We start from the raw sequence: 24,100 nt of genomic DNA on the forward strand, positions 1-24,100 counted from the left end.
AAACATGAATAAAGTTATTCAAAAAACTATCAAACATGACGAAGCATATTTACGTCAAATTTCCAAACCAGTTTTATTTGAAGATCCAAATCTCGCAGGCGACATTAATTTGCTCAGACAATTTTGTAAAGACAGCAATAATTGCTTGGCTTTAGCTGCTGTGCAAGTCGGTGTTCCTAAAAGAATTATTTATCTAAAGAACACAACGTTGGCCCTTTATGATAAAGATAAATCTTATAACGAAGCAAAAATTCTGATAAATCCCAAAATTATCTCTCGGAAAGGAGCTGCTAAGTTTTGGGAAGCTTGCGTGAGTTGCCTAGACTACACAGGCCTAGTTTGTCGGCCGTACCAGATGAAAATTGAGTACTACGATCAAAGAGGTAATAAACATCTCAAAACCCTGACAGGCTTTGAATCTACAGTAGTGGCGCACGAGATAGACCACTTAGACGGTGTGTTACATATAGATATAGCAGAAGAAATTTTGCGAATGGACAAAGAAGAACGCAAAATTTTTCGGAAAGACCATCCGTACGTGGTAATTTCTAAAACTTGTGATTATAAGGAGCCGACGCCACGGATCTACAAGGTATGAAGAACATAGCCAATCTCCCCAGCCCTGGTATTACCAATTACATACCACACTCCAAAATCCAAGAATTTTTTAATGTTTTAGAGCCAAACTTTCCGACTTGGCTTTCTGAATATATCAATACTCCAGAAATGCTGCATCAGCAATATATTAGCACCACTTGTGGCACTATCTATTCTAACCTTTTTGAATCAGATTTTTTCTACTCCAATCTAGATCATTCTGTTGGCGTGGCACTGATTGTTTGGCATTTTACTCACGATAAAAAGCAGACTCTAGCTGGCCTATTTCACGATATCGCTACACCTACTTTTAAGCATTGCATAGACTTTATGAATGGAGACTATATGACGCAAGAAAGTACCGAAGATCTCACTACCCAAATTATTGAGAATTCGCTAGAAATTACTGCCTTACTTTCTCGTGACAAGATCAAAATCTCCGAAGTAGATAATTATCATCTTTATCCTATTGCCGACAACGACACGCCCAAGCTAAGTGCAGACCGCCTAGAATATTTCTTAGCCCATGGCATCTTCACCTATCGAACTATCGATTTTGACCAGGCCAAGATATTTTATCGAGATATTGAAATTGAAAAAGATAAACAAGGCGTGCTAGAGCTTGGATTCAAGACCAAAAAAATTGCACGAGATTTTATTCGGAATGTTTGTATGCTATCGACCATTTTTCATGAAAATCGCACGCGGTATTCTCTGCAATTTCTGGCGGATATCCTGAAGAAACTAAACGTTGCCGGATGCATCAGTAAAACAGACCTATACAAATTAAAGGAAAGCGAAATTACAGACATTATTAAACAATCCAAATATAGTGATGCGTTTGATGAATGGCGTAATGCTAGATCTATAAAAGCTTCAAACACTCAACCAAAAAATACGTATTATATCCGTCACCCGGCCAAAATCCGCTATGTTGACCCGCTTTGCCGGGGAGCCAGGATGTCCGAAGCTTGTCAACTTGCCAAGCAAATGATTGACGAAAACCTCTCTTACGATATGAGCCAGTATGTGTATCTAGACAATGTTATAATATAGACCATGAGCAAACAGCAAAATATTCTAACTTATTACGCAATTTGCAATAAGCTAAAAGACACCATCCGTACTGGCTGGAAAAAATGGAACGTTCAAAGACCGCGTCTTGAATCTGTCGCCGAACATGTCTATGGTACCCAAATGCTCGCGCTAGCCATATATTCAGAGTATGGCTATGACATTGACATCACGAAAGTCATTTTTATGCTTGCTATTCATGAAATCGGTGAGACTGCTATTGGCGACTTTACGCCTTTTAGTATTCCACATGAAGAGAAAGAACGCCTTGAACACGAAGCCGTCCATAAGGTTCTTGCTGGGCTCATCAAGCATAACGATATTGAAAAATATTTCCTCGAGTTTGACGCTCACGAAACGGCAGAATCTAAATTCGCCTACCAGTGTGACAAACTAGAAGCCGAGTTGCAAGTTAAAATATACGATGAAGAGAGATGTGTCAATCTCCAAGATTTACCAGATAACGAAGTTACGAGCAATGCAGAAGTCCAAGAACTTATTAAGAATTATCCATGGCCTGAAGCTTTCGCAATTTATGACCGTAAGCTTGTCGGCTACGATCAAAATTTCCTTGAAATTAGTGAATACGCCGTCAAGCATAAAGTTATTCAATAAAAAGCTCGTCCCCGCCATTAAATCCATAAAAATCACCAGACCTAAAGGTCTGGCAATTTTTATGGAGCCGATGGCAGGGATCGAACCTGTGACCTGCTCGTTACGAATGAGCTGCTCTACCAACTGAGCTACATCGGCACCCAGTGCTAAACTACATCAGCTAAACTCTGACAGCCAGCACTTGCTAAATTATACCACATTTATGATATAATCAGAATAACTAAGGAGAAAATTATGTCTAAGGTGGAAATTATTAAACGTCCTGTAGAAAGGCTCGGCTGGGACCTTAAAAAATCTGCGTGGTCGGCTGCTATTGAATCTCTAATAATTATGTTCCTCGGTATTTTGTTCGTCGCTTGGCCAGATATCACTGTGGTAGTTGTGGCTAATGTTCTCGGTGCCGTCTTTATCGTTAGCGGTATTTATCAAATTATCAATTATTTTGTGGTTAAAGGACAAAATGACTTCTTCAACAATGGCCTACTTACGGGCGTAGTGGCGTTACTGATTGGTATCGCTGCTATCGTAATCGGTGAAGACATCGCCAATATTTTCCGTATTATTATCGGCATCTGGATGATTTACGAATCTTTAGTACGTGTTAATACTTCCATTAAACTCCACGCTACCGGAGTTAAAGTTTGGAGTTATATTTTGATTATCGCCCTAGTGATGCTAGCTTTGGGAATTTTTGTTACTTTCAACACCGGTGCTGTCGTGCAACTTATCGGCTGGATGATGATCTTGACTGGCATCGTCGGTATTGTTGGCGACATCATATTTATCCAGCAGATTAATACCGTTATAGAAAAGCTTACCAAGTAATATGAGACTTACCTTCAAAGAAGACATTATTAAGATCTACCAAACCGAACGTGGCGTTTTAATTTTGATGATCCTTAACCTCTTAATCTCTATTGCTCTATTAATTTTTTCTCTTATCAATCTTAACCCCAACAGCGCCGTGGTAAAAGTTGGCTACGGCGACATCGGTGGGTATCGTGACGGGTCTTGGACGGATATGCTGGCTTTCCCACTACTTGCAGCAATTTTTGGCATCTTACATAATTTACTGGCACTTCGTATCTTTCATAAGCGTGGTAGTGGTATGACTAAGTTCTTTCTTATCATAACTGCTGCCCTCATTGCTGGGACGTTTTTGGTACTAATTCGCCTTCTCGGAGAAAGCTAGTAATGCGTAGAAATCTAGAAATCCCCCAGGGTAAACGCACTAAATTATATCGTTTCCTTGAGATTCTTCCCGGGGCAATCTCATATGGTGCCATAATCCTGTTGTTCATTTTGTCTTTAATTGATCCGGTGCTGGGCGCAGTTTATTTGTTTGCCCTCATCGCTAGTACTTTAGTGAAAGCTGTAGGCGTGGCTTACCGCACGGTTCAAGGCTACGAAGTTATTAAGCGTGCCGGGCGAGTTGATTGGCACAAACGAGTAGAAGATTTGTCTCATCCTCACGAGGCTTTTGAGCGCCTGCGCGATGATGACAATAAAAGCTACCACTTTGATGAGCATATCGAAAATCTCAAGATGATGGCAGCAATGGGGAAGGAATACCCTAACCCAGACAAAATTTATCATGTAGTAATCATGACTGCCTATAATGAAGGCGAAGATGTCTTAGGCCCATCTATCGAGGCAGTGCAAAACACCACCTTTCCCAATGATCGCATTATCTTTGCTCTCGCTTATGAAGAGCGAGGTGGGGAAGCGATAGAACAAACTGCCAAGCATCTCAAAGCTCAATATAAGGGCGTTTTCCGCGATTTTCTTTTAGTCAAACATCCAGCTAATCTTTCTGGCGAGGTAGTTGGTAAGGGGCCCAATCTTACCTATGCTGGCAAAGCTGTTGCTAGATACGTTGAAGAAAAACATTTGCCAGTAGAAAACATTATCGTTACATCCCTGGATAGCGATAACCATATGGCGTCTAAATACCTAGATTCCGTTGCCTACGAATTTATCACCCACCCCAACCGTCAACGCCTCAGCTACCAGCCAGTTTCGCTGTTTATGAACAATATTTGGGACGCTCCCGCTCCCACCCGTGTCATCGCCGTCTCCAATTCGTTTTTTAATGTTATTTCTACTATGCGTCCCCACACTTTACGCAACTTCGCTTCTCATTCACAGCCTTTACAAGCTCTAGAAGCCATGGATTTCTGGAGCAAGCGCACTATCGTAGAAGACGGCCATCAATACTGGCGCAGCCTTTTCTTCTTTTCAGGCGACTACTCAGTGTTACCAATTCGTATACCTATTTATCAAGATGCCGTTATGGACGATACCTTTTGGAAAACAGTCAAAGCGCAGTTTATACAAGTTAGACGTTGGTATTATGGTGCATCAGATGTAGCTTACGTCGGCTCGAGGCTATTTGTTAAAAGTGGCCAACGCATCATGCCGTTTTGGCAACTATTTCCCAAATTTTGGCGTCTGTTAGACGGCCACATCACACTTGCCATTATGGCGCCACTTATTACTTTCGGCGGTTGGGTCCCCATGATTATGAATCTTTCATCTCATACTATGGTGGCTTACAACCTTCCTAACATAGTTAGCGTCATTGAGACGGTTGCTTCTATCGGTCTACTTATTACAGTTTTGGTTTCTTTCCGTATGCTACCTAAACGTCCCGCTCGCTATCGTAAAGGGCGAAACATTCTAATGATAATCCAGTGGATTTTAATGCCGATCACATCTATCCTCTACCAATCTGTTGCTGCCTACTATGCTCAAACTCGTTTGATGCTTGGTAAATATATGGAAAAGTTCGACGTCACTCGCAAAGTCATCAAGAAATAATGGATAAACTAAATAAAGTTATCAATTATATTGAACGTAACCTAGACAGGCAAATCTCGCTGCATCATCTTGCCAGGATCGCCGGCGTCAGCCAAGACACCTTACCACGCATTTTTATATTTTTGACTCATATGTCAATGTATGACTATATCCGCAAGCGACGTCTTTCCAAGGCTTATGAAGATCTTAGAAATACTAGACTCAGAATTATTGATGTCGCTCTCAAGTATGGCTATAACTCCACTGCCACTTTCTCGCGTGCTTTCAAGAAAGAGTTTAGCCTCACTCCACTTCAGGCTCGCAAAAGCCGTAAACGCATCACAATTTTTCCTAAGCTCTTGTTCCAGGGTGATACCCACCCAGATAGTGGTTTAGAAGCAGAAATCATAAATATCCCAACTACCACACTCTACGGAGCTATGGTTGTCAGTGATGACTACGATGGCTTATTATATAAAATCCGGTGTCTATATAATCAACTTCGTGCCAAGGGTCAATATCAAAATTGGGATAAGATTGGCCGATACGGCGTTTACTACACCGACAAGTCCCATTGCTATTTTGCCGGCACCAAGCATAAGGATGTTGGTCTTATGGAGTTTCGCCTGGCAGGGGGCAGATATGCTGTTTTTCACCTCAATTCTCGTCAGCAGAAGGCAATCTTAAAGTTAGAAGAAAGAGTCTATAAACAATGGCTGCCGGCCACTAACTTTATGGTCGGAAAAGGCCTCAACTTTGAACTTTATCACTCAAATGGCGTAGATTTGTATTTTTCTATCCGATAATTTTGACATATATCGCACGCCAAATATCAAAATTCTAGATAACAACATGTTATAAATAGGTCATGTTAAAATTCACTGGTACCTACTACGAATTTGGCGAGTATATTGGTCGCCAGCTTATCGAGAACAATCACGATTTCGCCGTGGATATGAATGACAATATTATGCGCCGCCAGCTCAAAGTCTATCAAAAATATTACCCAGAAATGCTAGAACAGGCTAAGGGAATTGCTCACGTTACTAGATTGCCAGAAAAACAAGTTATTTATAATGAAATTGCCACCCACCTAGAAGCTAGGAAACGTCGATTAGCTGCCAAAAAGGGCTGTACTATTTTTGCCGTTCGTCAAGGTAGGCAAGTTTTTATCGGTCGCAATTATGACTGGATGCCGCGTGTCCGGATGATTTTTGAAAAATGCGATGTTAATTTAGCAGGGAAATATCGCTACTTCGCCTTTAGTGATCAGAGTACTTGGCCTGGTCATCTTGGACACAAAACCTGGGAATATGCCACCGAAGACGCCATCAACCAGCACGGTCTCTATATTGGCTTAACCTTCTCTCATATAGATAGATGGGCTTACGGGGTGGATTCGCTACATATTTTGCGATATATCGCCGAACATTGCCGCACCACAAAAGAAGCATTAACGGCGTTTCGTAAAATTCCGGTCAACTGTGCACAGAATTTCCTGATCGCCGACAAGACTGGCGACATGACTATAGTCCAGCATTATGCTCATGGTTTTGAAGTCGTTCGTCCTGATCAGCGCGGAGTTTTAATTCTTACCAACCACGCCCTGACTCCTAAAATCCAAAAACTTGATAAAGTTCGTCAAGATAACCCTGTCCATGACACTTATGTGCGCTACGCCGAAGCCGAGCAGTTAATCACTTGCCAGCTTAAAGGGATTAACAATAATACTGAATTCCAGTTTACTGACATTTGGCCTATCCTCCGACGTTCACATTATGTATACAATGAAGAGACTATCTGGTCTCTAGCGTTAGAGCTTTCTTCTGGCCGTTACAACCTATACTACGACACTGCTATGGGCCAAGAACAAGAGAAATTTGGTTTTTAATGATATCATATTAATATGAAGCTTGAGATTGAGGCTGTCTTTTGTGGCATCGACAAGAATAAAATCCGCGAAAAATTACGATCCCTCGGCGCTAGGCTTATTGTTCCTGAGCGCAAAATGGTCCGTACGGTTTTTCATTTACCGCACAACCCAAAGCATTGTTTTGCGCGTGTTCGTGACGAGGGCGACAAGATTGTAGTAACGTACAAAGAATTTGATAACGATAGTGCTACTGGCGTCAAAGAAATTAATCTCATAGTCAACGACTATGAAGACGCAGTAGAACTTTTACGAGTTCTTGGCCTTCATGAAAAATCCTACGAGGAATCTATGCGTGAAACCTGGGAACTGGACGGTGCTGAAGTTTGTATCGACACTTGGCCATGGATCCCCACTTATGTCGAGGTCGAAGGCACCTCTGTAGAAAACATGACGGCCGTTTCTCAGAAATTGGGCTTCAACATGGAGAATGCTCTCTACTGCAGCGTGGGGCATATCTATGAACTCTATTATGATGTCAAAGAAGAAGATATCAATGCTGGTCTGGATCATTGGGATCATATCGAATTTGTCCCCCTGCCAGATTGGCTAGCCGACAAAAAGAAATAATACTTCCGAAAAACTCAATTCTATGATATAATATGCAATACGGGTGATTAGCTCAGTTGGCTAGAGCGTCTCGTTTACACCGAGAAGGTCGGGGGTTCGAGCCCCTCATCACCCACCAGGGATTAAAGAAAGGGCCGCAGGCTCTTTATTTAATCCCTGATAAATATGGCTCGAGCCCAGGGTTCGCACCGAGCGAAGCGAGGTTCCTCCGCCCCTCATCACCCACCATAAGCCCGCTAGGGTTTATTTTTTTTGTTCAGTATTTTTCCTGCACCACCCCCACGCTGCAATCGCCCCTACGAAATTGCCCGCCGCACATAATAAAATTGTCCAACTAAAATCTACTGCTACGCCCATTGTAATTACATTGGCGATCGAGTGTTGAAACCCGCAAAAAATAAACAAGGGCACCCCTAGTAAAATCCCTAAACTTGTCCCACGTCTGTACAACTCTACCGCAAGATACATAATCACTCCACACATCACGGATTTTAAGAAGAACTCTAAACTCACGCCCCAACTCGCTACTTTTGCCTCAGCCACCCCCACAATCGTTGCATCAAATAAGCTAAATATCACCCCAATTGCATATCCGCATACCAGATTAACTAACAAAATTGTCGCCAAATCAGATACCCTGATTCCGTCTTCCACCAAAAACCCACATTTGCCAGTAAAGAGGTTTAGCCCAAGTACGCATACACCTAGCAGCCCGAAGGCAAACAGAAATGGCCCTACTGGCTCGCCAATCTTTAATAAGACGAAATCTCCCAGGCCGATTAGGAGGCTCGCAGCTGCCGATAATCGTACGAGATCAAAATAATGCCAGAATTTTTTCATAATTACCTCCAAATTATCCCAATTATACTAAAAATAAGACAGAAATAAAAACATAAACATTTTAAAATTTTAGTTAATGAGACATTTGTCGCATTAAACCAAATTTCGCAAAATTCGCCCCCACTAACCATGATAAAATCACCCCAGAAGGAAAGGAGCGTTATTTTAATGCTAAAAATTGTAGTTTTTGATAGTGGCTACGGCGGGGAATTGTTCGCGGACTATTTGCAAGAGAATATCCCCATCGTAGATATTATTAGGGTGATAGACTGGCGCAACTCCGATAAGATTTTAGCTAAGCCCAGCACTGCCCGTCAGGCCGCGGAGAAGGCCGTCCTCCCTTATATCGGGAGGGTAGATCTGATCATTTTTGCCAATTATTTGTTGTCTATTACGAGTCTAAAATATTTTCAGCGCAAATATACTGGCCAAAAATTCCTCGGTTTAACCCTAAAAATCCCAGATTGCCAGTCCAAGTGCAGTACACTCATTCTGACTACCAAAGCCGTCTCCAGGACCATAAGTTATCGTAACTATATTTTTCACCTCAAATGTCATACTAAAACTATAACTCTAGATGCCTGGCCTGGCAAAATAGATGACGGGGAGCTAACCGATGACGATATCTCTATGGCGCTCAAAACTCTCCTGCTAGGAGAAAAGAACCAACCAAAGAACATTATCCTTGCTTGTTCTCAATTTAATGATATTAAACCTACCCTTCGGCATTATTTTGGCAATAAAGCCAAAATCTACGACAGCTTCGACGACACCTTGCGAGAAGCATGCAAAATTCTCCGAATTCGTGGAGGAATAGGTAAGAAAAAGAAACGTAGCTAACACAGGCTCCAGAGCCCCGTTGTTGATTTTTTCCTCTCTATAAATTATAATATATTGGTAATTTAAAGAAAGGATAAAGCATGGAAAATGTAGAAAAAATGAGACATACTTTAAGCCACGTGCTTGCTGCCGCGGTGCAGGAGCTTTATCCTACTACAACATTTGGTATCGGACCAGCAATAGAAAATGGCTTTTACTACGATATTGATTTTGGCGATACCAAAATTTCCGACACCGATTTACCCAAAATAGAGAAAAAGATGCGCGGCATTATTGCTCGTAAACTACCAATGACTAAACGTGTAGTTTCTAAAGACGAGGCCCTAAACTGGGCACACGAGCGCAACCAGACTTATAAAATCGAGTTAATTGAAGATCTACCGGACGGGGAAGAGATTTCTTTTTATGACCTAGGCGATGTCTTTACTGACCTCTGTAAAGGTCCGCACGCTGAAGATACCTCTGAACTTGGTGCCTTTAAACTTACTCGTATTGCCGGGGCCTACTGGCGAGGCGATGAAAAGAGGGAGATGCTCACTCGTATCTACGGCGTAGCTTTTCCTACTGAAGAAGAACTACAGGATTACCTCAAAAAACAAGAAGAGGCCAAAGCCCGCGACCATCGCAAACTCGGCAAAGAGCTAGATTTGTTCTGTTTTTCTGATTTAGTCGGCTCGGGACTACCATTATTTACCCCACGCGGCACGATTTTGCGTGACTTACTTAATGATTTTACTCAGGGTTATCGTTTGAAGAACGGCTACAAAAAAGTTTGTATTCCGCATATTGCCAATGTAGACTTATATAAAACTTCCGGTCATTATGAGAAATTCCCAGAGATGTTACAGCTTGTCTCTCAAGAAAGTGGTGACAATCTAGCCATTAAACCGGTCTCTTGTCCACATCATTCACAGATTTTCGCGAGCTCACCACGCTCCTATAAAGATTTACCAATCAAATACCTTGAAACTACTATGGTTTATCGCGACGAGCGCAAAGGCGAGCTTGGCGGCCTCTCACGCGTTCGTGCTATCACCCAAGACGATTCGCACGTCTTTTGTACTGAGGATCAAATTGGCGATATTTTCGGCGAGCTAATCGCCGCGGCCAAAGATCTATATCAGAAGATTGATATGAAATTACGTCTTCGCCTTTCATTCCGCGATGATGGCGATGGCTATATTGGTACCCCAGAAATGTGGGAGAAAGCTCAGAATGCCATCAAGGAGATGGCTGATAAGTTTGAGATGGATTATTTTATCGGTGAAGGCGAAGCCGCCATGTACGGCCCTAAAATGGACTTCATGGCAGTAGATGCTTTGGGGCGCGAATGGCAACTAGCTACCGTGCAGCTAGATTATGCTATGCCGGCTCGCTTCCATTTGGAATATACTGACGTCGATGGCGCCAAGAAGACTCCAATTATGGTACACTGCGCCCTGATTGGCTCTATTGAACGCTTCATGAGTGTATATTTGGAACACACTGCCGGCTGGTTGCCAATGTGGTGCGCTCCCGAGAATGTCCGCATCCTTACCGTAAACGATCAGGTTGCAGATTATGTTAAAGAAATCACTGATATCCTAAACGGCGTAGAGTTAAATAGTCCGCTTTCGCACAATAAAATCCGTTACACGGTGGACGATTCGGCTGACTCACTCGGAAAGAAAATCCGCCGCGCTACTAGTATGAAAATTCCAGCCGTCCTAATTGTTGGGCCAAAAGACGTTGAGGAAAAGGTGGTATCCGTACGTTTGCGTGACAGAGAGGAAAAAGTTGCGCTAAGTAATCTCGCCGAATTTCTATGTCAACTATAGTTATCCTGGGCCCCACTGGGTCCGGTAAGACCGGCGTTTCTATCAAAATCGCTCAAACCATCGGTGGCGAAATTATCTCTGCTGACAGCCGCGCTATCTATAAAGGTATGGATATAGGTACCGCCAAACCTACCGTAAAGGAAATGGACGGTGTGCCACATTACGGGTTAGACCTAGTAGAACCTGGTGAAAGATTTACCGTAGCTGATTGGAAGGTTTACGCTGAAACCAAAATAGCCGAAATTAAAGCGCGTGGTAAAGTTCCAATCGTTGCCGGTGGTACTGGGCTATACATCGATGCCTTGATTTACGACTATCACTTCAAGGGCCCTACCGGCGCCAAGATCGGCGATTTTGAACAAAAAAGTTGTTCAGACAGAACAGAGGTAAAAGGTGATTTTCTCGTCATTGGAATTAAATGGCCTTCCGAAGTTTTAAGGGAAAGATTAAGACAGCGTATTGATGCTATGTTTTCGCCGGAGCTTTATCAAGAGACCAAGGACTTAGTAAAGAAATATGGTTGGGGCAACCAAGCAATGAAAAGTGATATTTACGAATACGCGTGGAAATATTTGAACGATAAGCTCACTTTAGAAGAAGCCAAAGAACAATGTTTTTATGAAGATTGGCATTTAGCCAAACGTCAGATGACGTGGTTTAAACGTAATCCAGAAATAATTTGGCTGGCGCTTGAAGAAGTTTATCCATATGTGTTAAAATATATACATAATGAGTAAAGAAACTAACACGCCAACAGAAAAATTATTCGGGTCCAAAACTCGCGCCAAACTCTTAAGGCTATTCTTCGAAAATCCTGAAAAAAGTTTTTATGTTCGCGAGATGACTAGAGTAATAGACGAGCAGATTAACTCGGTCCGGAGAGAACTACTTAATCTTGAAAGTATTGGTATTATCAAAAATGAAACTTTTGATAATAAAGTTTATTACTCGGCCAACAGCAAACACCCGTTTTATCGTCCAATGATCGATATTTTTTCGAAAAAAATTGATACAGCTCGCGAAAAGGACGTTAAAGAAACTACATGGGAAGAATACTGTCGTCCAGTCAAAAATTATCTAAAAGGTCTCATTGTTACTAATCGTCTACCTGGCCAAGACGGCATAGACCTTTTAATTGTCGGCAATGATAAAACCAAAAAACTTACCCGCTGGGCTGAAGTTATCGAAAAGAAACAAGGAAAGCCCATCAATTATGTAATCATGTCTCCAGATGATTTTTCTTATCGCAAAAGTGTGCGTGATCGATTCATCGCAGAAATCTTTGAAATGGAAATTACCGAAATCATCGACCCGGAAAAAATAATTAAAGAATAGGAGCAAGGATGTTTGAAATTGAAAGCAAATCTCCAGACGAGATCACTATTATCACCAAAAAGACCACCATTAAGTTTAATACTGCAGATGCCATCATTGACGCAAATTTACCCGTCGGCAACATTGTTGGCTCAGGCGAATTCGAAATCGGTGATGCTACCATCCGCGGTATTGCTACCGAGAGTGGTAAGACTATTTATGACGTAGAAGTTGGCGGTGTTCATACTGGTATCATCGGCGGGATAGAAGAAAATCTAGACGACATCGTAGCCGATATCCTCTGCACTTCATCTGTTCGGGCCATCCGCGAAATTGAACCAAAACTAATCATAGCTATGGGCAACGTGGACGGCATGGTAGCGGATCTTAAGCTTACTGCTCGTACAGAGAAGAAACTTAAAGTCAAGAATCTGGATAGCCTTCCGGCTACTAAAGAAGTGGTGGTGTTAAATTAAGATGAATCTTAATTTTGGCTATATTGTCATCATCTTAGCTATTGTACTTTTTTCGGTGGTTCTGCATGAACTCTCACATGGAATTGTAGCCTATTGGTTAGGAGACCATACCGCTAAGGATGCCGGTCGCCTCACTTTTAATCCTATTAAACACATAGACCCGTATATGTCTATTCTGGTGCCGGTTGTACTATATATACTCGGTGCGCCAGTTTTTGGCGGAGCTAAACCAGTGCCGGTGAATTATCGTAATCTCAAAGGTAAAGAATGGGGAATGGCACTCGTGGCTTTCGCGGGCCCATTCACCAACTTTCTCTTAGCCCTTACCTTCTTTTTGATCGGCCACTTTACTGGTCTGCTCGCTGGTAGCGGCGGTGCAATTTGGCGTTTTGTCTTTACCGAACTCATTTATGTAAACCTCGGCTTTATGATTTTTAACCTTATCCCTATTCCGCCTCTAGACGGCTCGCGCATACTCTACGCCATCGCTCCAGACGCCTTTCGCAATGTTCTGGCCTCTATGGAACGTTACGGTATTATCATCGTCTACTTCTTAATTTTCTTTTTTGGTGAAATTTTTTCTCACCTTATGGTGAATGGCATGAACGGTGTACTGGACTTCTTCTACTTTCTAGTAGGACGCTAGTATGGTATAATTAAATTAGCCTTACTGGCGACATGATTTTCCTGAATAATCATGTTTTAGGGATTTCGTGGCTTACACCCGTGGGTGTATCGCATAAGATTTTACCCACCTTGTATATATTACGGGGAAAACAGGCTGGTGAGGCTTTTACGATAAGAGGTGGGAATGAAACAGAGAATTCGCGTAGTTGGTTTGATTAAAAACGAAGAAGGGGTATTGGTTTTCAAGCGTAGCCGAGGCCGTAGTGACGCCCCGGTTTTTTGGGAGCTTCCCACTGGTAAAATTAAATTTGGCGAACAGCCCGAAGAAGCCATGGTTCGCTCGCTTACGGAATATACTGGTTTAAATGCTTCACAGATTAAGCTCAAAGATGTAATTACCTTTCTGGCTCCCGAAGGGTCTAGCCAGCTCAGCAATCTGTATATTATTTATGAGCTTGGTATAAGTAACCCGGTAAAGCCCACACCGCAAGATCGCTACACAGCCTATAAATTCGTCAAAGATTTCACTGCCTCTAGTGTTCGTCTCAATGAAACCAGCATGTCAGTGCTCGAAATTGAAGAGGGTAAAGTTACTCCAGGTCGTATTTCACCCCGCGATACTGCAAACAGCGTCATCATTAGCGTAGACGGTGCTTCTCGCGGCAACCCTGGTCCTTCCGGTATTGGTTACTGCATCCATGATAACAATGGCAAGATTACAGAACGCAGAGGCGAATTTATTGGTTTTGCTACTTCACGCATGGCTGAGTATTACGCCATGAGAAAAGGCATTGAACGCGCTATCGAACTCGGATACAAGTCTGTTCGCTTCATCTCAGATAGCCTGATGGTGGTAAATCAACTAAACGGCATCTTTCATATAAAAAACCAGGACATTATCCCCGTCTATAAAGATATCCAGAAAAAAATAGAGAATTTCGACGCAGTGTCATTCACTCATGTCCCTCGTAGCAAAAATATGATTGCTGATTCTGAGGCTAACGCCGCTATAGATGAAACATTACGGAAGTAATCCTAGTTTATATGTTATAATATAGGGGAGCCTGAAAGGCGACCGCTTTTCATAAGAGGAAAGTCCGGGCAACGCAGAGCAGGGTAGTCGCTAACAGCGACCGTCCGTAAGGATAGGGAAAGTACCACAGAAACAATACCGCCCCTTTAGGGGTAAGGGTGAAAAGAGTGAGGTAAGAGCTCACAGCGCGCTGTAGCGATACGGTGCGGAGGCAAACCCTACCTGTTGCAAGGAGCACTATACACCTTCGCTCGAGGATGTGCGCTCACCGCTAGAACGTTATAGCAATGTAACGTCAAGATAGATGGTCGCCAACCATATATTATATATGGTTACAGAACCCGGCTTATAGACGGCTCAATATCAAAATCTCTCCCGAAAGGGAGATTTTTTGATATTTTGAAAATATGCTACAATGTAAATGTCTACATCAAATAATATATTTTTCGAACTTGCCTAAGCAGAGAACGGCAACCGTTCGAAAAAATGATAGCTTAGGCTCATTATTTGGTGTAGACAGCCGAGAACGGTTGTCGTTTTTTATGTAAGCGACGAAATAATAATAAAATAAAGGAGGTAAAATGAACCACAATTCATTTCCAAGTGGGGAGCAAACCCCTGCCCATCAAGATGACGGGGATGCCGCCGAATTTCCATCATTCGAAGAACATATTAAATCAATGGATACCGAGAATCTAACACGAATAGATAACAAAATTGGCCGAGATATCGCAAAAAATTTGGACACAGAAAAAATTAAATTCGACAGATCCTTAGAGCAAACATCAAAGTCTCCAGATTACAGAAAAGATAAAGATGGGAACGTTTACTTTGGTAAGATTGGCGATACTATTGTCTTCGGAGAAACAAAACATACTCGTAAAGTGGATGATTTTCCCCACGAGACCAATGAAGAAGATTATGATAACTCCGTCGTTGGTATCAGAACTGATGACGGCAATCAATACTATATCTCGCAAGGAGTTTTTCTGGATCATGGCAATGACAAAAAAGTAGATTTATTGAAAAGAAGACAAGACGACCCGAATTATCGCTTTCCAAGCATTACCATAGGGGAACCGCTGCCGTACAATTCGATCGCCAGGGATATACCAGAAGGAACAAATATTGGTATCGTTACAGAAGTAGTTTGCCTTGGCGAAGCTCCCTCAACGTCCCCAAACGAAAACAAAACCAAAAAGGATATTCAGGAGTATATTGCTAACGAAATCAAACAGAGCGAAACTGCAAAGCGAATCAGGCATATACAACATTAAGCAAAGAACGACACAAAAAACCGCCCGAAAGGGCGATTTTTTGATAAAACAATAATTTATTTACTCGCTTTTTTCTCGGCACGAGCCTTTGGTGATTCAATTAGACCCTTTTTCTTCAAAGTACGAAGTGCCGATGTAGACACGTTGCACTTAATCTTCTGGCCATTAATAATCAAAGTCCGCTTCGAGACATTTGGTTTAAACACCTTGCGAGTATGGCGTTGGGAGAACGACACATTGTGGCCGTACATCTTACCCTTGCCGGTAATTTCACAAATTGCCATCTTATTTCTCCTTTACCGTATTAACGATTGCCTTAAACGCCTCAGGATTATTGACTGCTAAATCTGCCAAAACTTTACGATCTAGGTTGATGTTTTTGGCTTTCATCCCAGCAATCAACTGCGAGTAGGAAACACCAAGCTCGCGCGAAGCGTTATTGATGCGGGTAATCCATAGCGCCCTAAGATCGCGCTTTTTGTTGCGACGATCGCGATAGCTGTATTGCAAAGCCTTAATCACGCCCTGCTTACCCAAGCGGTAACTACGAGTGCGAGCGTGTTGCATCCCCTTAGCAGCTTTTAAAATCTTCTTGTGTTTCGCGTGCGCCGCGACACCTCTTTTAACTCTCATGATTAAACCCCCAACGCTTTCTTAATATTCTTATTGATTTTGCCATTGATAGTAGCAGCAGTTTTCATGTTGCGCTTCCTGGCTTTAGACTTTTTTGCGAGAATATGATTCCCGAACGCCCGCTCACGCACCAACTTGCCAGAACCGGTAATCTTGATCCGCTTAGCGGTACCTTTATGCGTCTTTAACTTTGGCATAATAGTTTTCCTTTTTATTGGTTAATATTGCTTATGGCTAATCTGTTTCTGTAAAATTTACAACAACGCATAGCCTAAAGTTCAATCGGGAAGCCGTGGAAGTAGGAAATTACTTCTTCCGTACTTGTGCCGATAGGTTACGCCCGTTCATTTGCGGCTTGCCTTCCATGACGATGCCTTCACCCAGTAAATCAACCACTTTATTTAGCAAATCTTGGCCGATCTCTTTGTGCGCCATTTCGCGCCCACGAAAAATTATTAAAATTTTTACTCGGTCGCCGTCGTCTAGGAACCCACGCATCTTACGGACTTTAATGTTAAGGTCATTGTCGCTAATTTTTAGGCCAATCTTCATCTGTTTTAGCTCGGATTGCTTTTCACGAGCTTTCTTCCGATTCTTGGCTTCTTCTTTCATCTTCTGGTACTGGTATTTACCCCAGTCGATGATCTTAACGACCGGTGGGTTGGCATTAGCGGCGATTTCCACTAAGTCCACCCCCTGCTCGTTCGCGAGAATCTGGGCCTCTTTGCTCGACATAATGCCAAGCTGCTCTCCACTAGCACCAATTACGCGCACCTCTGGATAACGGATTTCCGAATTGAGGCGGGTGCGTGATGTAGTTTTTATGATAGTCCTTTCTTCTCTTGAATTAACCTGGTGATAATTATACCAAACTTTATGCAAAAATACAAGAGCAATATGGGTGGGGAACAACGTTAAATTTACCGTTTCCTATAGGTCAAAGCTTCGGCTAAATGTTGGGCTGAAATTTTATCGGTTCCAGCTAAATCTGCAATCGTCTGTGCCACTTTAATGGTTTTAAAATATGATCTAGCCGAAAGGCTTAAACTCTCCGAAGCCCCAGCTAGTAGCTTCTCGGCCGCAGGTTCCATTTTGAACAGCTTAGTCACTTGGAAGCTAGACAGGGAACTATTGTAAACTCCATCCCGCCCATACCGGGCTTTTTGTCTCCTGATTGCCTCTGTTATATTATTTTTTACAACACTATGTTCGCTAGCTTCATCTGGCAAGTCTTTTAGCAAATCCGTATTGTCTACCTTTTCGACATTAATATTCATATCTATCCTGTCAAACAACGGTCCAGATAGCTTCTTCTGGTAATTTTGAATTTGCACTTCGGTACACTTGCATTCATGGGCGGGATCACCCAGATATCCACAAGGGCAAGGGTTCATTGTGGCTACTAGCATGAAATCCGCTGGATAGGTAGTCTTATGGTTTGCCCTAGAGACGGAAATTTCTTTATCTTCTAAAGGCTGTCGCAATGCCTCTAATACAGAGCGTTGAAACTCTGGTATTTCATCTAAAAACAAAATCCCTTTATGTGCTAGGGAAATTTCCCCTGGACTGGCCGCTGCCCCACCGCCAATTATAGAGGTAGCACTCGCCGTATGGTGAGGGTTACGAAACGGTCTAACCCCCACTATCTCATCTTTAGATATTCCAGCAATAGAGTAAATTTTAGTAATGTCAATTTTTTCCGCTGGGGTTAACTCTGGTAATAAGTTCGCTGCTGCCTTAGCTAGTAAAGTTTTACCGGCCCCTGGTGGCCCAGAGATTAAAATGTTATGATGTCCGGCAATCGCAATTTCTAGTGCTCGCTTCGCGAGTTTTTGTCCTCGAATGTGGTCCAATATCTCACCCGTAAGACATTTCGCAACCCTTTTGTGGTTAACACCAGCATCACTAGCTACAGGGGGTGCTATTTGGCCTTTTAGAGCCAAAAATAGACCTCGCAGCGTATCTACGCCGTAAATGTTTATTTTGTCTACCAACGAGGCCTGAGTTAAGTTTCTCCTTGGTACGTACATTTCAGTATATCCGGCGTCTCGTGCAGCCTCGACTACGTTTATAATACCTTTTACTGGCCGTATTTCGCCATTCAGTGATAGTTCACCCACAAACATCTTGCCAGCTACATCTCCTTTGATTAACTGGTTTGAGAGCACTAATACCGATAACGCTATTGGTAAATCTAGATATGCTCCGTCTTTCAAAAGTTCTGCTGGCGCTAGACTAATCGTCACTTTTTTATCAGGGAAAAAGAACCCAGAGTTCACTAGCGCACTACGCACGCGCTCTTTTGCCTCACTGACGGTTTTATTGGCCATGCCAACGATATTAAACGCCGGTAACCCCCTATTCATGTCCCCCTCGACTTCTACTAGTTTGCCCCCGAAGCCGTAGGGGATTGCAGAATGAATTTTAGCGATCATACGCTTTAGCTACCATGACAATATTAAATTTTCAACCCCCGGCTTCAAGCCCATGCTTATTTTAGCCACGGTTTAACCGAAAAACAAACAATGGACAATTTCAGAACATGAAAATGCTTGTGGAAAACTCGCTAAAAAATACAAAAAATTGTTCAAAAAATGTATTGACATTAGCATTTTTTCGCGATATTATAGAGATAGCTTTTGAATAAAAAAATTATTCAAAAGGTCAAAACAAAAATTTAGCCAAAATAACTCCACACTCTACAAAGCAGGCCGGTTTTCCTCGCAGTTACCGGCCTCTTTCTATGGTTTTTAAAAGTATAGTCTGCACGTTTTGCGAACGAGACCACAGCCAGTCGCCTAGACAAAGCGCCTTCGCTACTTTCCGCAAACTCTAGAACAAAAATACGAGAGCAAGCTCTCGATTTTTAGTTTTACAAACTCGCTTAGAAAGAAACTACGTTTTTCCTCGCTCTTTCCGTGGTGGAGCTGGGGGATACTGCCTCCCCGTCCGTACTGTCACAGGGTTGTGATTCTACGCACATAGTTTTCTGTTTTATCTTGGCACACATTGCTAGCTGCAGAAAACGAAACTAACAATAGCCATAGCTAATTTTCGAATTATTTCTCGCTAATTAAATAACCTTATCTCCGTTATATAATAATCCTAGCCCTACGGAGTCTTGAACCAGAACCAGCCTATAAATAAATTAGGCATAAGCCGGCATGTATGCAACATGCGCGGTTTTTGTGTTTTTTACACTTATTAATACTTACGGTATTCAATCGGCACGCCTCACAACTGTTAACAATTCGTCTAAGCTTTGTCAGCCCCAACTAATCTCATTATACCATAAACCCCATCTAAGCACAACTTGAACCAAGCTTCAACGGTCGGGTCGACACGAATATTGCAAAAATAAAACATCAAAATAGCTAAACTGTTGTTAATTTTACAACAGTTTGTACAAAAATTTAGAACAGGGAATAAATAGATAAAATGTTGTAGAAAATACTCTAAAAAAGTTGAACAAATCTATTGATTTTTTATAATTTTTATGCTAATATCAAGACAGTCGAGATGACTAAAACAAAAACTAAAAACAAAAGGAAAGCATGAAGAAGAAGAGATTCAAAGCTAGAAATAAACCATAAAGCTTGGCGGGCGAAAAGGTAATTTCTAGCCATAAATTACAAATAGGAATTACCTAGAGCTCCGCCAAAAGACCACAAAGGTCAAAGACGTAGAGCGCGCAGTCAAATCTTTCATTAGCACCTTCCATAAAGCAAACCATAAACCAGAATGAAAGAAAACGGCAGCAAGGACAATGCTTCACCTAGCGTGAAGCGGTCAATAGGGAAAAGCGGATCAGGGGTTGCGGCCAATAGTTGTGTTTATAAGAGTCGGATAACCCCCCGCCCCCCACAAAACATAGATAAACACTTGGGGGCTTACCAGTTTTGTGTTACAATATTGGTTATGAAACATAACCGTGTTGTTATTATCGTTAGCATAGTTGGACTCGCAGCTTTACTAAGTATGCTAGGATTCACATCTCCGACGGAAATTGGACCGTTCGGAGTTTTATTATTTTTTACAACAGTTTATTTAGTGGCATTTGGAATAATTACGCTTATCATGCAAAGTTTTATGTATCTAGCATTCAAAAAAGACACTTTTCGCGGCAAAGATTACCTTTACTCTGCAGTACTGGCGTTTGGGCCGATCATGTTCCTGATGGCATGCTCTTTTGGTGCTATTAACCTCTGGACTACAGCGTTGATCTGTTTGTTTATATTTTTGGCAGAATTTCTAGTAGCAAAACGCATCTAGTGTGATAAAATAAGCATATGGACTATGGTCAGAATGGGCAATCGGACAGTAGAATCGCAAATTCTGATCTTTTTGCTTCCGGCCTTACAGAGGGTGCCGGTGTAGCTCCAGAATCCTCCAACCCAGACACCAACGAAAGTCTCCATGCCGACGACGCCTCAATTTCTTGGCAGCGCAACCCTCAGGAAGTCGGCAACAAACTTATAGGCCTATCTAGTAATTATGACAAGGACCGACAAGGCGATCAGTATCCACCCAGCGTTGAGCTCGGCGTAATTGAGCCTACCATGCCTCCGGGTGCAACTGAAGAACTCAATCCAGAAATCATCGATCAAACTAAAGCCATAGAACATAGTTTTGATAAAACCGTAATTAAGACTGACGACAGACTAGACCCCGCCGCTCTTAAAGAAATAAACGCAGCTAGTAGTCGACTCGACCACACCGGGGACATCGCCGACTTTTATGATGCTGCCAGAAACATGACTATCGCAAATCTCACCAATTCGTTTGGCAACAATTCGGCATGGAAGGAAGACGTATGATCTGTACCTGTTTTAGTATTTTTTACAACAGTCTAGGACTAACAGCTAAACCGTGTTGCCTAGTTAGGTTATTTAGTAATACGTTTCTTGAAGAAAGGTATCGGGACTAATGGAACCTTGGGTGGTGGTACTCGTCGCAATTCTAGCAATCGGCGTTATCGCCGCGATTTTTGGTGGCACTCGTATCTCTAAACTTCGCAGAGCTAAAAAATACGAGCGTGGCCTCAAGATGGTACCACTTTTAATCCACCTACCACCTACTACCGATGATATTGAGGCTAGCGGTCGTGATAAGCGCGACATTGCTAATGAAGCAATCTCTAAAGCACAGGTGATGTACTCAATCCTCTCTTCTACTATTACTAAAGGACTTAAGACCAAACTCTACGGACAACGCCATTTTTCTCTGGAAATTATAGCCAAGAACGGATTTATCAAATACTATGCGATAGTTCCGGCGGTTCTTAAAGAGACGGTACGCCAAGCTGTGCAGTCGGCCTATCCCACCGCTCGCCTCGAAGAAAAACGCGAAGACAACATTTTTAAGGGTGGTGCCGGTGTTGAAGCCGTAGCGGGAGCCGAACTTACTTTAAGTAAAGACTTTTACTATCCAATTGCTACTTATGAAGATACCAAACGCGATGCTCAAATGGCTATTCTGAACGCGCTCTCTAGTGTGGGTAAAAACGAAGGCGCTTCCGTACAAATTTTATTCCGTCCTGCACAAAAAAATTGGTCAGAAAGTGCCAAACAATACATCGAAAACATGCAAAAAGGCAAAAAGAAAAAGACTATTGGGTCCGGAATTGGCGATTTTGCCATGGATCTGATTCGGGCCCCTTGGGAAGTACCTGGTGAGCACGAAAAACATGAACAGGAAACTATAACTAATATTAAACAAGACGAGATTACGGCCATTACCAATAAAATGCGTTTTCCAGCTTTTGAAACCTTGATTCGTGTTATAGCCAGTTCCGAAAATAAACCCCGCTCAGAAGCGATTGTGGGCGGTATCATCTCGGCCTTTTCTCAGTTTAACTCGCCAGAGCTCAACGGCTTCAAAGTTAATACCTTTAAAGATCCTAAAAAACTCGCTATTGACTATACTTTTAGATTTTTCCCACTCCGGATGCGCTCAAATATCCTTAATAGTGTGGAGCTAGCTTCTATTTTTCATCTGCCGGAACAAACTTCTATTCCTAACTCCCAGGTTGAACGTCAGCTCACCAAACAAGTAGACGGTCCAGCTCGGCTAGCTACCGAAGGTGTATTTTTGGGAACCAACGAATTCCGTGGCACCCAAAAAGCTATCTATCTTGACGAGAAAAACCGCCGTCGCCATATGTATGTCATTGGGCAAACCGGTATGGGTAAATCTGTCTTTCTTGAAAACATTGCCTTCCAAGATATGTGCGATGGCCGTGGTTTTGCCTTTATCGACCCCCATGGCGATGCCGTAGAAGCCCTTCTTCAACGTGTGCCAGAGGAACGTATTGACGACGTGATCTACTTCGACCCGGCCGATATTGAACACCCGGTCGGCATGAACATGTTTGAATTTACTACTGCCGATCAGAAAGATTTCATTGTACAAGAGGGAATTAGTATGCTCCAATCCTTATTTGACCCCAATAACCAAGGCTTCTTTGGCCCTCGTGGCCAGCACATGTTCAGAAATGCGGCTCTTCTTCTGATGAGTGACCCTGCCGGCGCTACCTTTATTGACATCCCTCAGTGTTTCACTGATGCCGAATTTGTTAAATCTAAACTTAAGTATGTCACAGACAAAGCCGTTTACGATTACTGGACTAAAGAGTTTCCAGCTTCTCAGAAGAGTAACGATGCTGGGGAAGTTATCACTTGGTTCTCTAGCAAATGGGGGCCCTTCATCTCTAATACCATTATGAGAAATACTCTCGGACAGGTAAAATCCGGCTTTAATATCCGCGAAATCATGGACAATAAAAAAATTTTCCTGGTTAACCTTTCCAAGGGGCGTCTCGGTGATATCAATGCCAACCTTCTCGGTATGATTTTTGTCATGAAGTTTCAGCAGGCCGCCATGAGCCGTCAAGATATTCCAGAAGAGGAACGTCAGGATTTTTGTCTTTATGTAGATGAGTTTCAGAATTTCGCTACTGATAGCTTCGAATCTATTCTTTCGGAAGCTCGAAAATATCGCCTTAACCTTATCGTAGCCAACCAGTTCATGACTCAGCTTACCGAGAAAATTCGGGAGGCGTTACTTGGTAACGTCGGCACCATTATTTGTGGCCGTATCGGTGTAACAGACGCAGATTTGATGGTGAAAGCCTTTACTCCCACTTTTACCGCCGAAGATCTCACTAAGACTCCCAATTTCTCCGCTGTGGCTAAGGTGATGATGTTCGATATGCCATCCGCTCCTTTCACAATGAAATTACCCGCTCCGATGGGGGAACCAAACGAGGAGTTAATGGATAGCCTAAAGGCCTATTCTGCTACTAAGTTTGGCAAAACTCGCGCCGAAGTAGAAAAAGAAATCCAGGATCGTTGGAGCGCCGCCGAAAAGGCTAAAAAGGCCGAAACTTCAGAAATTGCGCCAGAGCCTCCTAAAAGCCCCACAGACGCGACGTCTGCTAAAAATGGTAAGAATACTAGCTCCGCGCCTAAAACTGCTCCAGCGGCCCCAAAATCGTCTAAAAAAGGCTTTTTAGACGACTGGATCGCTAAAAATCCTACCCCCGCCCCAAAATCGCCTGAACCAACTCCGACCCCCACGCCAGTAAACACCCCAGACTCCACCCCGGAACCAGAACCAAAATCACGGCCAGACGAAGCTGTGTTTAGAGTCCGCTAGGA

Annotated in this window: 26 protein-coding genes, 2 tRNA genes and 2 other RNA genes; 22 read left to right on the top strand and 8 right to left on the bottom strand. The window is 42.6% G+C overall.

The genetic code is table 11. The features are described from left to right. Positions 1 to 4 precede the first annotated feature (4 nt). Genes G3RUM_RS02235 through G3RUM_RS02245 form a run of 3 tightly spaced genes read left to right on the top strand, consistent with a single transcriptional unit; the run spans position 5 to position 2,286 of the window. Positions 5 to 598 carry a peptide deformylase gene (locus G3RUM_RS02235; protein ID WP_129734968.1) on the top strand — a complete coding sequence of 198 codons (594 nt, stop codon included), beginning with the start codon at positions 5 to 7 and terminating at the stop codon, positions 596 to 598. Beyond that, positions 595 to 1,653 (top strand): hypothetical protein, encoded by a 1,059-nt coding sequence (locus tag G3RUM_RS02240; RefSeq protein WP_129734970.1) that lies wholly within the window; start codon positions 595 to 597, stop codon positions 1,651 to 1,653. The genes G3RUM_RS02235 and G3RUM_RS02240 overlap by 4 nt, the downstream gene beginning before the upstream one ends. A 3-nt stretch (positions 1,654 to 1,656) precedes the next feature. Next, positions 1,657 to 2,286: an HD domain-containing protein gene (locus G3RUM_RS02245; RefSeq protein WP_129734972.1), complete on the top strand. Its 630-nt coding sequence runs from the start codon at positions 1,657 to 1,659 to the stop codon at positions 2,284 to 2,286. Positions 2,287 to 2,348: 62 nt separating this feature from the next. On the opposite strand, the gene G3RUM_RS02250 is transcribed toward G3RUM_RS02245, so the two are convergent. After that, positions 2,349 to 2,424, bottom strand: a tRNA-Thr gene (locus G3RUM_RS02250). 96 nt (positions 2,425 to 2,520) lie between these two features. On the opposite strand from G3RUM_RS02250, the gene G3RUM_RS02255 reads away from it, so the two are divergent. From G3RUM_RS02255 to G3RUM_RS02285, 7 genes are all read left to right on the top strand, one after another. Beyond that, positions 2,521 to 3,111, top strand: a complete 591-nt coding sequence (locus G3RUM_RS02255; RefSeq protein WP_129734974.1) for an HdeD family acid-resistance protein — start codon at positions 2,521 to 2,523, stop codon at positions 3,109 to 3,111. A 1-nt stretch (position 3,112) separates the two neighbouring features. Further along, a complete protein-coding gene (locus G3RUM_RS02260; RefSeq protein WP_129734976.1) occupies positions 3,113 to 3,478 on the top strand; it encodes a hypothetical protein in 366 nt (121 codons plus the stop codon). A 2-nt stretch (positions 3,479 to 3,480) separates the two neighbouring features. Beyond that, positions 3,481 to 5,106 (top strand): glycosyltransferase family 2 protein, encoded by a 1,626-nt coding sequence (locus G3RUM_RS02265; protein ID WP_129734978.1) that lies wholly within the window; start codon positions 3,481 to 3,483, stop codon positions 5,104 to 5,106. Further along, positions 5,106 to 5,891, top strand: coding sequence for a helix-turn-helix domain-containing protein (locus G3RUM_RS02270; RefSeq protein ID WP_129734980.1), 786 nt, complete (start codon positions 5,106 to 5,108; stop codon positions 5,889 to 5,891). The genes G3RUM_RS02265 and G3RUM_RS02270 overlap by 1 nt, the downstream gene beginning before the upstream one ends. 62 nt (positions 5,892 to 5,953) lie before the next feature. Continuing rightward, positions 5,954 to 6,976: a C45 family autoproteolytic acyltransferase/hydrolase gene (locus G3RUM_RS02275; protein ID WP_129734982.1), complete on the top strand. Its 1,023-nt coding sequence runs from the start codon at positions 5,954 to 5,956 to the stop codon at positions 6,974 to 6,976. Between the two features lie 15 nt (positions 6,977 to 6,991). Beyond that, the gene (locus G3RUM_RS02280; protein WP_129734984.1) at positions 6,992 to 7,585 is read left to right on the top strand and encodes a class IV adenylate cyclase; all 594 of its coding nucleotides are present in this window, start codon (positions 6,992 to 6,994) and stop codon (positions 7,583 to 7,585) included. Positions 7,586 to 7,626: 41 nt separating this feature from the next. Then, positions 7,627 to 7,703, top strand: a tRNA-Val gene (locus G3RUM_RS02285). A 125-nt stretch (positions 7,704 to 7,828) separates the two neighbouring features. Here the strand turns inward: G3RUM_RS02285 and G3RUM_RS02290 are convergent. Then, positions 7,829 to 8,425 (bottom strand): formate/nitrite transporter family protein, encoded by a 597-nt coding sequence (locus G3RUM_RS02290; RefSeq protein ID WP_129734986.1) that lies wholly within the window; start codon positions 8,423 to 8,425, stop codon positions 7,829 to 7,831. A gap of 168 nt (positions 8,426 to 8,593) precedes the next feature. On the opposite strand from G3RUM_RS02290, the gene G3RUM_RS02295 reads away from it, so the two are divergent. The 9 genes from G3RUM_RS02295 to G3RUM_RS02335 all read left to right on the top strand — a co-directional run bounded on the left by G3RUM_RS02295 (position 8,594) and on the right by G3RUM_RS02335 (position 15,809). After that, positions 8,594 to 9,265: a hypothetical protein gene (locus G3RUM_RS02295; protein ID WP_129734988.1), complete on the top strand. Its 672-nt coding sequence runs from the start codon at positions 8,594 to 8,596 to the stop codon at positions 9,263 to 9,265. A gap of 80 nt (positions 9,266 to 9,345) precedes the next feature. Next, positions 9,346 to 11,082: a threonine--tRNA ligase gene (thrS, locus tag G3RUM_RS02300; RefSeq protein WP_129734990.1), complete on the top strand. Its 1,737-nt coding sequence runs from the start codon at positions 9,346 to 9,348 to the stop codon at positions 11,080 to 11,082. Further along, entirely contained in the window at positions 11,070 to 11,819 is a 750-nt protein-coding gene (locus G3RUM_RS02305) for a tRNA (adenosine(37)-N6)-dimethylallyltransferase (RefSeq protein WP_129734993.1), read from the top strand. Before thrS ends, G3RUM_RS02305 begins: the two co-directional genes overlap by 13 nt. Further along, positions 11,812 to 12,417, top strand: a complete 606-nt coding sequence (locus G3RUM_RS02310; RefSeq protein WP_129734995.1) for a transcriptional regulator — start codon at positions 11,812 to 11,814, stop codon at positions 12,415 to 12,417. The genes G3RUM_RS02305 and G3RUM_RS02310 overlap by 8 nt, the downstream gene beginning before the upstream one ends. An 8-nt stretch (positions 12,418 to 12,425) precedes the next feature. After that, complete coding sequence (locus G3RUM_RS02315; RefSeq protein WP_129734997.1) at positions 12,426 to 12,872, top strand: hypothetical protein; 447 nt, start codon at positions 12,426 to 12,428, stop codon at positions 12,870 to 12,872. Between the two features lies 1 nt (position 12,873). After that, on the top strand, positions 12,874 to 13,518 hold the full coding sequence (locus G3RUM_RS02320) for a site-2 protease family protein (protein ID WP_129734999.1): 645 nt from the start codon (positions 12,874 to 12,876) through the stop codon (positions 13,516 to 13,518). 165 nt (positions 13,519 to 13,683) lie between these two features. Then, on the top strand, positions 13,684 to 14,532 hold the full coding sequence (locus G3RUM_RS02325; protein ID WP_129735001.1) for a reverse transcriptase-like protein: 849 nt from the start codon (positions 13,684 to 13,686) through the stop codon (positions 14,530 to 14,532). A gap of 26 nt (positions 14,533 to 14,558) precedes the next feature. Further along, positions 14,559 to 14,896, top strand: an RNA gene (gene rnpB, locus G3RUM_RS02330) — RNase P RNA component class A. Between the two features lie 217 nt (positions 14,897 to 15,113). Then, entirely contained in the window at positions 15,114 to 15,809 is a 696-nt protein-coding gene (locus G3RUM_RS02335) for a hypothetical protein (protein WP_129735003.1), read from the top strand. 56 nt (positions 15,810 to 15,865) lie between these two features. Here G3RUM_RS02335 and rpmB read toward each other — a convergent pair whose 3' ends face one another. The 6 genes from rpmB to ssrA all read right to left on the bottom strand — a co-directional run bounded on the left by rpmB (position 15,866) and on the right by ssrA (position 19,715). Further along, a complete protein-coding gene (gene rpmB, locus G3RUM_RS02340) occupies positions 15,866 to 16,093 on the bottom strand; it encodes a 50S ribosomal protein L28 (RefSeq protein ID WP_129735005.1) in 228 nt (75 codons plus the stop codon). Position 16,094: 1 nt separating this feature from the next. Beyond that, on the bottom strand, positions 16,095 to 16,442 hold the full coding sequence (gene rplT, locus G3RUM_RS02345; protein WP_195157058.1) for a 50S ribosomal protein L20: 348 nt from the start codon (positions 16,440 to 16,442) through the stop codon (positions 16,095 to 16,097). A 2-nt stretch (positions 16,443 to 16,444) separates the two neighbouring features. Further along, positions 16,445 to 16,639, bottom strand: a complete 195-nt coding sequence (rpmI, locus tag G3RUM_RS02350) for a 50S ribosomal protein L35 (RefSeq protein WP_129735009.1) — start codon at positions 16,637 to 16,639, stop codon at positions 16,445 to 16,447. A 109-nt stretch (positions 16,640 to 16,748) separates the two neighbouring features. Further along, positions 16,749 to 17,324: a translation initiation factor IF-3 gene (gene infC / locus G3RUM_RS02355; RefSeq protein ID WP_164998339.1), complete on the bottom strand. Its 576-nt coding sequence runs from the start codon at positions 17,322 to 17,324 to the stop codon at positions 16,749 to 16,751. A gap of 38 nt (positions 17,325 to 17,362) precedes the next feature. Further along, complete coding sequence (locus tag G3RUM_RS02360) at positions 17,363 to 18,877, bottom strand: YifB family Mg chelatase-like AAA ATPase (RefSeq protein ID WP_129735013.1); 1,515 nt, start codon at positions 18,875 to 18,877, stop codon at positions 17,363 to 17,365. A gap of 484 nt (positions 18,878 to 19,361) precedes the next feature. Next, positions 19,362 to 19,715, bottom strand: a transfer-messenger RNA (tmRNA) gene (ssrA, locus tag G3RUM_RS02365). A gap of 645 nt (positions 19,716 to 20,360) precedes the next feature. Here ssrA and G3RUM_RS02370 point away from each other — a divergent pair. The 3 genes from G3RUM_RS02370 (at position 20,361) to G3RUM_RS02380 (ending at position 24,098) form a co-directional block, all read left to right on the top strand. Further along, complete coding sequence (locus G3RUM_RS02370) at positions 20,361 to 20,714, top strand: hypothetical protein (protein WP_129735015.1); 354 nt, start codon at positions 20,361 to 20,363, stop codon at positions 20,712 to 20,714. Positions 20,715 to 20,731: 17 nt separating this feature from the next. Beyond that, a complete protein-coding gene (locus G3RUM_RS02375) occupies positions 20,732 to 21,259 on the top strand; it encodes a hypothetical protein (RefSeq protein ID WP_129735017.1) in 528 nt (175 codons plus the stop codon). Between the two features lie 109 nt (positions 21,260 to 21,368). Next, positions 21,369 to 24,098: a DUF8128 domain-containing protein gene (locus G3RUM_RS02380; RefSeq protein WP_129735019.1), complete on the top strand. Its 2,730-nt coding sequence runs from the start codon at positions 21,369 to 21,371 to the stop codon at positions 24,096 to 24,098. Positions 24,099 to 24,100: the final 2 nt, after the last annotated feature.

Origin of the sequence: Candidatus Nanosyncoccus alces, assembly GCF_004138395.1 — a bacterium.
Lineage (GTDB): Bacteria > Patescibacteriota > Saccharimonadia > Saccharimonadales > Saccharimonadaceae > Nanosyncoccus > Nanosyncoccus alces.

What these genes read in the sequence shown, in the direction of transcription:
- G3RUM_RS02235 (WP_129734968.1), top strand. Translation starts at nt 5, where the DNA reads ATGAATAAAGTTATTCAAAAAACTATCAAACATGACGAAGCATATTTA.
- G3RUM_RS02240 (WP_129734970.1), top strand. Translation starts at nt 595, where the DNA reads ATGAAGAACATAGCCAATCTCCCCAGCCCTGGTATTACCAATTACATA.
- G3RUM_RS02245 (WP_129734972.1), top strand. Translation starts at nt 1,657, where the DNA reads ATGAGCAAACAGCAAAATATTCTAACTTATTACGCAATTTGCAATAAG.
- G3RUM_RS02255 (WP_129734974.1), top strand. Translation starts at nt 2,521, where the DNA reads ATGTCTAAGGTGGAAATTATTAAACGTCCTGTAGAAAGGCTCGGCTGG.
- G3RUM_RS02260 (WP_129734976.1), top strand. Translation starts at nt 3,113, where the DNA reads ATGAGACTTACCTTCAAAGAAGACATTATTAAGATCTACCAAACCGAA.
- G3RUM_RS02265 (WP_129734978.1), top strand. Translation starts at nt 3,481, where the DNA reads ATGCGTAGAAATCTAGAAATCCCCCAGGGTAAACGCACTAAATTATAT.
- G3RUM_RS02270 (WP_129734980.1), top strand. Translation starts at nt 5,106, where the DNA reads ATGGATAAACTAAATAAAGTTATCAATTATATTGAACGTAACCTAGAC.
- G3RUM_RS02275 (WP_129734982.1), top strand. Translation starts at nt 5,954, where the DNA reads ATGTTAAAATTCACTGGTACCTACTACGAATTTGGCGAGTATATTGGT.
- G3RUM_RS02280 (WP_129734984.1), top strand. Translation starts at nt 6,992, where the DNA reads ATGAAGCTTGAGATTGAGGCTGTCTTTTGTGGCATCGACAAGAATAAA.
- G3RUM_RS02290 (WP_129734986.1), bottom strand. Translation starts at nt 8,425, where the DNA reads ATGAAAAAATTCTGGCATTATTTTGATCTCGTACGATTATCGGCAGCT.
- G3RUM_RS02295 (WP_129734988.1), top strand. Translation starts at nt 8,594, where the DNA reads ATGCTAAAAATTGTAGTTTTTGATAGTGGCTACGGCGGGGAATTGTTC.
- thrS (WP_129734990.1), top strand. Translation starts at nt 9,346, where the DNA reads ATGGAAAATGTAGAAAAAATGAGACATACTTTAAGCCACGTGCTTGCT.
- G3RUM_RS02305 (WP_129734993.1), top strand. Translation starts at nt 11,070, where the DNA reads ATGTCAACTATAGTTATCCTGGGCCCCACTGGGTCCGGTAAGACCGGC.
- G3RUM_RS02310 (WP_129734995.1), top strand. Translation starts at nt 11,812, where the DNA reads ATGAGTAAAGAAACTAACACGCCAACAGAAAAATTATTCGGGTCCAAA.
- G3RUM_RS02315 (WP_129734997.1), top strand. Translation starts at nt 12,426, where the DNA reads ATGTTTGAAATTGAAAGCAAATCTCCAGACGAGATCACTATTATCACC.
- G3RUM_RS02320 (WP_129734999.1), top strand. Translation starts at nt 12,874, where the DNA reads ATGAATCTTAATTTTGGCTATATTGTCATCATCTTAGCTATTGTACTT.
- G3RUM_RS02325 (WP_129735001.1), top strand. Translation starts at nt 13,684, where the DNA reads ATGAAACAGAGAATTCGCGTAGTTGGTTTGATTAAAAACGAAGAAGGG.
- G3RUM_RS02335 (WP_129735003.1), top strand. Translation starts at nt 15,114, where the DNA reads ATGAACCACAATTCATTTCCAAGTGGGGAGCAAACCCCTGCCCATCAA.
- rpmB (WP_129735005.1), bottom strand. Translation starts at nt 16,093, where the DNA reads ATGGCAATTTGTGAAATTACCGGCAAGGGTAAGATGTACGGCCACAAT.
- rplT (WP_195157058.1), bottom strand. Translation starts at nt 16,442, where the DNA reads ATGAGAGTTAAAAGAGGTGTCGCGGCGCACGCGAAACACAAGAAGATT.
- rpmI (WP_129735009.1), bottom strand. Translation starts at nt 16,639, where the DNA reads ATGCCAAAGTTAAAGACGCATAAAGGTACCGCTAAGCGGATCAAGATT.
- G3RUM_RS02360 (WP_129735013.1), bottom strand. Translation starts at nt 18,877, where the DNA reads ATGATCGCTAAAATTCATTCTGCAATCCCCTACGGCTTCGGGGGCAAA.
- G3RUM_RS02370 (WP_129735015.1), top strand. Translation starts at nt 20,361, where the DNA reads ATGAAACATAACCGTGTTGTTATTATCGTTAGCATAGTTGGACTCGCA.
- G3RUM_RS02375 (WP_129735017.1), top strand. Translation starts at nt 20,732, where the DNA reads ATGGACTATGGTCAGAATGGGCAATCGGACAGTAGAATCGCAAATTCT.
- G3RUM_RS02380 (WP_129735019.1), top strand. Translation starts at nt 21,369, where the DNA reads ATGGAACCTTGGGTGGTGGTACTCGTCGCAATTCTAGCAATCGGCGTT.